This is a genomic window from Acidobacteriota bacterium, from assembly GCA_012517875.1.
GTDB lineage: Bacteria > Acidobacteriota > JAAYUB01 > JAAYUB01 > JAAYUB01 > JAAYUB01.
In genome coordinates this window covers 1-8,401 of record JAAYUB010000007.1, presented here as the reverse complement: position 1 = coordinate 8,401, position 8,401 = coordinate 1, and the positions used below count along the sequence as shown (strand labels likewise).

Here is an 8,401-nt window from a genome sequence, read left to right as displayed (position 1 = left end):
GGGCAAATCTCGACTTGTCCGACAACGCGATCAACGGCATCGCCGATGGCATCCAATCCAATACAGGCTATTTGAATGTGGATCTTGACCGGAATCTGATTGAAAGCCTCCCCGGTACAATCGGCAACTGCACGCAATTAGCCAGTTTGGTCCTGAGTCACAACCTCCTGTCGGGAACCTTTCCGTCCGAGTTGTTGCCGCTGACGCAATTGGGCTATCTGAACCTGGCTTGTAACCAACTGTCAGGGCCGATCCCCCATGAGATCGGAGTTCTAAGCAATCTGACCTCTCTGGATTTGAGCGGCAACAAGTTTTCGGGTGAGATACCCTCAGAGATCAAGAATATGACTAATCTAGGCTGGAATATCGGATTGTATTTGGCGTACAACGCGCTTTATATCACAGACGATTCCGTCCGTGCGTTTGTGGACGAACACCACGGGGGCGATTTCGAAAGCACCCAGACCGTTCCGCCCGTCCAGCCCCGCTGGGGATTCCATGAACCCGACACGCTTCAATTGACCTGGACTCCCATCGCATACGATGAGGACGAAGGATTCTATCAGGTCTACCAGCGGCAGGAACCCTCGGGGGAAATGGTATACCTGGCCGAGACGCCGGACAAGACGGCCACCGGGATCATCATCGAGGGCGTGTCGCTGGACGCCGGGACCCGCTTCTTTGTCCGAACGGAGACCCGTCCGCACCCGTACAATCCAAACACAGTCTGCAGCGAGTATCGCGAGACTCATCTTCAGAACTCTATTTTCTTGGAGGAACTGCACGCCAACCTCACCCCGCGTGGAGCGGCAGCAAATACCGCGTATCCGGACACCCGGCTCTACCGCTACTACAAGATCCTGGACGTGGACCGCCAGCCAGTGCCGGTCCGGCCGGTGCAGCTCAGCCTGAACTCGGACAAGGCCGGAGTGAGCGTCCAGGCCGAGATCATCAAGCCCGGCGTGCTGCGGGTGAAGCTGGACCTGGAGCAGTCGGGCGCGCACGCGGGCGACGCGCTGAAGCTTGACTTTCCCCGAACCATCCGCCTGCAGGAGAGCGGCGAGTGGAAGGACTACTTCCTGCTGGAAAAGGACCTGGACTTCAGCATCCGGGTGCAACAGAAACTTCCGTGTCGCTCCAACTACGTGTTCGCCCTGGGCGGTCCGGTCTGGGAGGCGGAGACGCCGGGCGGCGGGGCACAGTCGGTGGCGTCGGCCAAGCTGTCGCTGGGGGCGCAGGCGGGCTACACAGTGAAGCTCCTGGCCGCCGACACGTCGGCGGGTGGCATCGTCCAGGGGGTGGGCCGACAGGGGGATTTCAGCCTGTCGGGTGAGGTGTCGGCCGAATTGGGCATTTCTGGCGCTCCGAAGGCTGAAGCTTCGGGCTCGATCGGGCTGAAAGCCGGGGCGTACCTCGGTGGCGAGATCGACTACAACGCGGGCGGTTGGACCGGCGCGGCCCGGAACGCCGACGTGACCGGCGCCTTAACCTTCTTCGGGAACTTCGGCGGCTCCCCGGTCCGGTTCCTGTCGCAGCACGTCCACACGGCGACGCTGGTGTGGCTGTCCTCGCAGGGTTATCCCACAGCGGAGTTCGAACCGGCGCGTTATTACCAGAATATCAACTACGGCGCCAGCGTGGATGGACGATCGTCAGCAGGTGCGTCCATCGCACTGGGGCCGCTATCCCTGAGCGGGAATGTGGCGTTCAGCGGCACGTTGCAGGAAGGGCGCCAGTTCAGCCCGTCCGGCCAGGGGGATGTCACCGATTCCCTGGCATTGGGACTGTCGGCCGGCGCCGGCGTCCAGTTGAATCTGGCCGACGAACTGGATTGGCTGGACAGCCTGGAAGGCGTCAACCGCACCCACACCAACACCGTCCAGTACGAGGTGACCAGCCGGGGGCCCGAGATCAGCGGCATCGGCGCCACCATTGAGACGACAGAATCAGTGGGCGCCTCCTGGCTGCTCTTCAGCGGTCAGTCATACGCCGGCACCCGGATCAAATGGGCCACCAGCGATCCCCAGGCGATCTTTCTGGTGGGACAGAATCCGCAATTACTGGCTGGAACCCTTTCCCAGGTAGCCGTCGGGCATCAGCCGTCCCTATCCAATTTCACCCCAGAGTGGCTGTCCGGAGACATCAAAAATTTCCTTACCACGGTGGAGGCTGCCGATCCGTCCGCTCTGACCCGGACAAGTGCTCAGTCCGTGCGGGGCCTGCGGGCGGAGGCGGCAATAAAAGTTCCAATTCCACACCTTAAGGGGCTGAAACTCTCCATCGGCCTCGGTTTGTACCAGGAGGTGGAACAGGAGTACGCCCGCGGCGTGGTGTTCGAAGACACGCCCTATCTTCTGGCCGACTACCGGAAGCACGACTGGGCGCCCAGTCCGGCCGTCTTCCTGAGCACGGTCAGCAACAGCCTGATGACGACCGTGCCGTTCCTCTCCGAAATCCTCCGCCGTCTCATCCCGGTGGCGGAGGTGGTGTTTGGCAAGAGCGGTGCCACGGAGCTGCAGTCCGTCACCGGGGTGTCGGTGGGCACGGTCCAGACGGGAGCGACCCCGCCTGCGGCGCGCATGACGGCGGCGGTGATGGACACGGCCGTGCTCGCCGATCGCATCACGGGATCGGCGGATGAAACAGGCGGCAAGCGCAGGTTGCCCAGCCGCACCGTCTATGTCTCTCCCCAGGTGATGGCCGTGCCGGTGGGCGATCCGGAGAGGTTCTACCACCGCACCGGCATCTGGAGCAATGACGCCTCTGTGGCCCTGCCCGTGTCCCGGCAGGCGGCCGCCATCGATGTATTAACGCTGGCGGGTCATGCCGTCCACCTGGCAGCGGAGGATGCGGCCGGGGAACTGCAGGCGGAGTTCGCCGCGCCCGTCACTCTGACTCTTGCGGTCACGCCGGAGGATCTGACCATCGCCGGCGCCGGTCCGGACATTTTCGACGAGCTGGTCCTCTACCGCTATGACTCGGAGACGGGCATCTGGTCCGTCGTTTCCGGGAGCGTCGCCACCGGCAACGGGGCCAGCGGGGACGTCACGCAATCAGGGCTGTATGCGGCCGGCTGGCTGCAGGCGATGGATCCGGAGGCCGATCCCGACGCCGACGGCCGGACCACCGCGCAAGAGGATGCCAACGGTAATGGGATGATCGATCCCGGGGAGACCAATCCCCACGCCTGGGACACCGACCTGGACGGGTACTCCGACGGCGAGGAGGCGGCCGCGGGGACCGATCCGCTGGATCCTACGTCGCACCCCGCCGGCTGCGTGCTGCGCGTGCAGGCGGGTGCCCACGGGTTGACCGTGCCGACTCCCGGCGCCTACACCTACCCGGCCGGCTGGATCGCGCGGGTGGTGGGTTTGCCGGATCCTGGCTACGTGTTTGCGCATTGGTCGGGCGATTACGAGGGGAGCGAGAATCCGCTGGAGCTGGAGCTGGATCATGACTATGAGCTCGTTCCGCATTTCATAGTGGATCCGAATCTCCTGCTCGGCGACCTGAACCTGGACGGGATGGTCGATGCGGTGGATTTGGAACTGCTTGCCCTGTACCTGTCCGAAGCGATCGTCTGGGGGGAGGCCGGCTTCATCGCTCCCCTGGAGGCTGCGGATCTGAATGCCGACGGCCGGATTGATGTGCTGGACATGGTGTGGCTGAATCAGATATGAAATTCATTAACTGAATCGATTGCCGAAAGATTACTCGGATGCTTCTTCACGATTAAGTGTCGTCATGGTAATTGCGAAATGTGATTATTGATGGATATCTTTCTATATTGAGTGGTCTTGGCCAAGATCACTTGATGCTTTGCGGAAACTCGGAGCAGCCTTCGAATCCTTGAAGGCTGATTGACAAGGGATCAGTTATTCATTGACAATCCTTCTTTCAGTGAAATACTTATTTTCAGCAAACGCTGAAAAAATTGTGAAATATGAAAATGACCAAAAACCAGATTCATCAACGTGCACGCGAACTACTGGAGAATTGTCTCTCGAAAGTGCCATCCCTCCGGATAGTAACGTATGAGGGTGCCCCCTGGTTTGATCATCTGAATCAAGACTTCATCGTCCGAGTTTTTGTGCAAGATCTAAGTCAGCTCTTGTTGGTGGCCGTGATCCCCAGCGGGCAGCCCCGGGTCGCCCGCAATGCCCTCAACCTGATCGCCCGCTTTCGGTCGGAATATCCCAACAGCTATGGGATTCTGATTGCCCCCTTTGTGTCCAGTCGGACGGCCGAAATTTGCAAACAAAATGGCGCGGGATATCTGGATTCAGCCGGTAATTGTTTCCTGAGTTTCCAGACCATCTTCATTCAAAGGGAAGGGCTGCCCAATCCTGCCCCGGCGCGACGGGAATTGCGTTCGCTGTATGCGCCGAAATCCACTCGGGTGCTCCGCGTGCTCCTGGCAAATGCTCGGCAGAGCTGGCGGTATCAGCGGTTGGCTCGGGAAGCAAACGTCAGCCTGGGCCAGGTGGCCAACGTGCTGCGGATCCTGCGCGACCGGGAATGGCTGACCGACGAAGATAGCGGAGTGAAGTTGGCGGCGCCGGCGGAATTGTTGGCCGAATGGACCGCCAGCTACAATTTCAAAAAGAACGTCGCCACGGATTACTACTCCCTGGAATCGCCAGTCGAAATCGAGAAGACGCTGGGATCGATTTTGAATGATCGGGGGATCCGGTATGCCCTCACGGGCTTTTCAGGCGCGGCCCGGGTTTCTCCGGCTGTCCGCTATCAGCGGGTCATGGCGTTCGTGGAAGCGATGCCGGAGGATGCGCTGGCGCGCTTGAAATTGAAACCCGTGGACAGCGGCGCCAACGTGACGATTCTGAGTCCCTACGATGAAGGTGTGTTCTACGGAGCGGAGACGGTGGATGATCTTCAGGTCGTGCACCCGATCCAGCTCTACCTGGACCTCCGCAACTTCAAGGGGCGGGGTGAGGAAGCCGCGGCTGCCATTCTGGGGGATATCATCTTGCCGTCATGGAGAATTTAAGGAATTAAGTTGCAGCTATAGATTCTATAGGTATAATTTAACTCATGGATGAGATTGGAGCGAAGGAACTCGACATTTTACTGGGAGCGCTCGGAGAACAACTGCTTCGGCGAAGCTCCGTACCGACGGAATTGGTTGTCTGTGGCGGTGCGGCTTTAAGCGCGTTGGGTCTTATCCCTCGCACGACCAGGGATGTGGACATCCTGGCCTTTGTGGTTAATGGCGAAGTCCGCAAGGCGGATCCATTCCCGGATTCGTTGGCGGCGGCGGTGGCGCGGGTGGCGGCGGACTTCCATTTGCCGTCCATGTGGCTGAATCCGGGTCCAACCAGCCTGGTGGATGGCGGTTTGCCGGAAGGATTGGACCGTCGTTGGAGCACGCGGTCGTATGGCACAACCCTGACCGTTCACTTCATCGGGCGCCTGGACCAGATCCACCTGAAGCTTTATGCAGCGGTGGACCGAGGTCCCCAGGACCGACACTACGCCGACTTGCTGGCACTTCGGCCGGCGCGCGAAGAAATTCTGATGGCCGCGCGCTGGGCGATCGGACATGATGTGTCGTCACCCTTCCGGGACAGTTTACGTGCCTGTATCCGGGCACTGGGATATGACGATGTCGCTGCAAGCATTTAGAGAAGAATACACCGAGTGCCTCCTGTCCCGGTTCTGGGAGCAGTGGGCCGGTCTGGGCTTGTTTGCCGCCGGGACCGCTCCTGAGGTAAAGGCTGACAAGCTGGTCGCAGTGATCGATCCGGAGGCGCTGCTACTGGCCAGTTGGGAGCTGGGACGGATGGATCCCCGCCTCTACGACGAGGTTTTGTCCTGGCTGGTGTCACACGGCGAGGCGATCAACCTCAAGCGCCTGGGAAATCTGGCTCGCCAGCAGCCGGAGTTGGACCGCTCCCTGTTGGGGGCCCCGGCCACCTGGCTTTTAAAAATCTCAGGGGACAGCCGCTGGAAACGTCTCGCCGGGATATCGCGGCCGGAAAAACCAGCCGCCTTTTTTCTCGATCCGCATGGGCAGCCGCTGCCTGGCTGGGGGGAACAGGACCCGGCGTTCCAACGGGCCGGTTGGCTGCGTGGCCCCGTCCGTTTGCGAGATCTGAACACCGGGATCTCAACAAAATCGGCTGCCACCCTCTGGCTCAGGTTGCGTTATCTGTTCGGCCTCAATATCAGGGCCGACGTGATCGTTTACCTACTGACCCATGATTCGGCCCACCCCTCGGAGCTGTCCCGCGGGGTGCACTTTTCGCAACCCAGCCTGTTCAGTGTGTGCCAGGAAATGGAATCCTCCGGTTTGGTGCACAGTTTCCGACTAGGCAACCAGCGCCGCTATCAGTTGAAGCCTGAGCATTGGCAGACCTTCCTTGGTACGAGGCCGGTCCGTTGGGTGAACTGGGCAGCGCAGTTCCGCTTTCATCAGTATATGTGGCGGTTCCTGTACGGGAGGAATTGGACCGGAGTGTCCACCTATCTTCAAGCCTCGGAGCTGCGGGCCGCCCTTCAGGAAGCTCTGCGCATCAGGGGAATCCGGGAACTGCCGGCCGAGTTCCAAAACGTGTTCGACTTGCCGGGGGAAGCATTTCTCACCCCGGCCACAAGCCGGCTCCGGGATTTTGCCATGGAATAGATCCCTTGAGATGATTTTCTCAATGACCCGAATTCTCCTCGTCTCCGATACCCATGGAAAACTGTCGCCGATCAACCGGCTGGCATTGGAAAATAACTGTGAGGCCGTGATCCACGCCGGCGATTTCGGATTCTCGGACGACGAGAGCATCGGCCGCTTGAGCGACCGGGAAGTGGCCCTGCACATCCGGCACTCCGAATTGAATCCGGAACGGAAGAAGGAAATCCTCGCCCAGCCGCCCGCTGAGCAAAGGGAGTTCGTGAAGCGTTCACTCCCCCTGAGTGAACTGCCCGATTTCCTCCGGGGCGAGAAGAAATTTGATGTCCCGATCTATGCGGTTTGGGGCAACCACGAGGACGTGGACGTCATCCGGCGATTCCGTTGCGGCGACTATGCGGTCGACCGGCTGCATCTCTTGCACGAGGCTGTCTCATACCACATGGGCCATATCCACATCTTCGGCCTCGGCGGGAATTTCCTGGTCGGCAAGAAACTCTGGCAGACGCCCATCGCCGGCGGCCGGGGTAAGGTGTGGAGCGTCCTGCCCCAGTATGCCCAGCTCGTCGAGACTGTCCAGGCCAACCGGCAGCCTGACGAGATCGGGATTTTCGTCAGCCATGTCAGCCCCGGCAAGGAACCGTTCATCACCCTGATCGGCGCTCAAGCCGGGTGTGGCCTGATCGTGAGCGGCCACATGGATCCGCCGCTGCCGATGGTGTGGAACGAGTTTGCCATCCGGGAACCGCAGGAGGCTGTCGCGCGCTTGGAAGGCCGGTTGAAGGAAATCGAGGCCACCTACTCCGCGCTGGATGACACGAACAGACAGGCAATGGAATTTGCCTGGTTGCGCGTGCAAACGGTACCCAAAGGAAATCTCTACGTCGGTAGACGCCACCACGTCCCGGAATGGTTCATCCGGATGCTGAACGTCAACCTCCCCGACGCAGCCATGGGGCATGCGATCTTGGAGACGGCGGGAACGGAGTCTCAGATCACACCCTCCGCTGGGCACATCAGGATATCAGCCAAACCGGAAGGGGATTGAACCATGACTGCTGAAAGTTCCTATTTCCAATAGTCAATCTGCGTTCGACTCCATCAAGGTCTGTTTTTTCCCGTCACACTGGTGTCACACTCAACCCCAAAATGACCCGATTTCGGGCGGTACCGGACCGCTCCCGGCGATGATCGGGGATAATCGCCGAAACGGCTATAACCAAAGCCTTGGCGGTATTATCTCGTGTTGCTTTTTATCGCTCGATGCCGTGGTGGTCAGATCGTACGTTCGGTCTTCGGAACCGAGGGTTGGGGGTTCGAGCCCCTCCGGGTGCGCCAATTATCAATAAGTTACAGCGTTCACCCGTTACCGCAAGACAGCCCGCGTCACAGTGACATTCCGGCTACAGGTCGAAGGACCACCCGACGAGGTGGCCGAGGAAAAGACCGGCATGCTTCGGATGCTCTACACCATGGAGCCCGAGAAGCGCAAATCCCTCCGCCGGATCATCTACGACTGGAACATCACGGATTACAAAGTCATCGAGGAGATTTTAAAATTCGCCCGGCGGTTCATCCTGGCCGGCAGGCACAGTGCCAAATAATGGGCGGTTGAATGGAATGATCCGATGGAATGTGCGAAAGATTATGTGCTTAGTCGCACCCGAGGTTTATATTCCGTCAGTTCGGAGGACTCCTTCGCATCCATAAATGTGCGAAAGATTTTTTACCTTATCCGGACTACAAGGTCATCGAGGAGAT

At 59.7% G+C, this 8,401-nt stretch carries 6 protein-coding genes; all 6 read left to right on the top strand.

Annotated elements, in window-relative coordinates; all coding sequences use genetic code 11:
* The first annotated feature begins 344 nt into the window (after nt 1–344).
* The 6 genes from GX414_00880 to GX414_00855 all read left to right on the top strand — a co-directional run bounded on the left by GX414_00880 (nt 345) and on the right by GX414_00855 (nt 8,244).
* Nucleotides 345–3,680, top strand: coding sequence for a hypothetical protein (locus tag GX414_00880; GenBank protein NLI45639.1), 3,336 nt, complete (start codon nt 345–347; stop codon nt 3,678–3,680).
* A gap of 263 nt (nt 3,681–3,943) precedes the next feature.
* Complete coding sequence (locus tag GX414_00875) at nt 3,944–5,008, top strand: hypothetical protein (GenBank protein NLI45638.1); 1,065 nt, start codon at nt 3,944–3,946, stop codon at nt 5,006–5,008.
* 44 nt (nt 5,009–5,052) lie between these two features.
* Nucleotides 5,053–5,643 carry a hypothetical protein gene (locus tag GX414_00870; GenBank protein ID NLI45637.1) on the top strand — a complete coding sequence of 197 codons (591 nt, stop codon included), beginning with the start codon at nt 5,053–5,055 and terminating at the stop codon, nt 5,641–5,643.
* Entirely contained in the window at nt 5,624–6,643 is a 1,020-nt protein-coding gene (locus GX414_00865; protein NLI45636.1) for a helix-turn-helix transcriptional regulator, read from the top strand. Before GX414_00870 ends, GX414_00865 begins: the two co-directional genes overlap by 20 nt.
* 22 nt (nt 6,644–6,665) lie before the next feature.
* Nucleotides 6,666–7,688, top strand: a complete 1,023-nt coding sequence (locus tag GX414_00860) for a metallophosphatase family protein (protein NLI45635.1) — start codon at nt 6,666–6,668, stop codon at nt 7,686–7,688.
* Nucleotides 7,689–8,031: 343 nt separating this feature from the next.
* On the top strand, nt 8,032–8,244 hold the full coding sequence (locus GX414_00855; GenBank protein ID NLI45634.1) for a hypothetical protein: 213 nt from the start codon (nt 8,032–8,034) through the stop codon (nt 8,242–8,244).
* The last annotated feature ends 157 nt before the right edge of the window (nt 8,245–8,401 follow it).

What these genes read in the sequence shown, in the direction of transcription:
- GX414_00860 (NLI45635.1), top strand. Translation starts at nt 6,666, where the DNA reads ATGACCCGAATTCTCCTCGTCTCCGATACCCATGGAAAACTGTCGCCG.
- GX414_00865 (NLI45636.1), top strand. Translation starts at nt 5,624, where the DNA reads ATGTCGCTGCAAGCATTTAGAGAAGAATACACCGAGTGCCTCCTGTCC.
- GX414_00875 (NLI45638.1), top strand. Translation starts at nt 3,944, where the DNA reads ATGAAAATGACCAAAAACCAGATTCATCAACGTGCACGCGAACTACTG.
- GX414_00880 (NLI45639.1), top strand. Translation starts at nt 345, where the DNA reads ATGACTAATCTAGGCTGGAATATCGGATTGTATTTGGCGTACAACGCG.
- GX414_00870 (NLI45637.1), top strand. Translation starts at nt 5,053, where the DNA reads ATGGATGAGATTGGAGCGAAGGAACTCGACATTTTACTGGGAGCGCTC.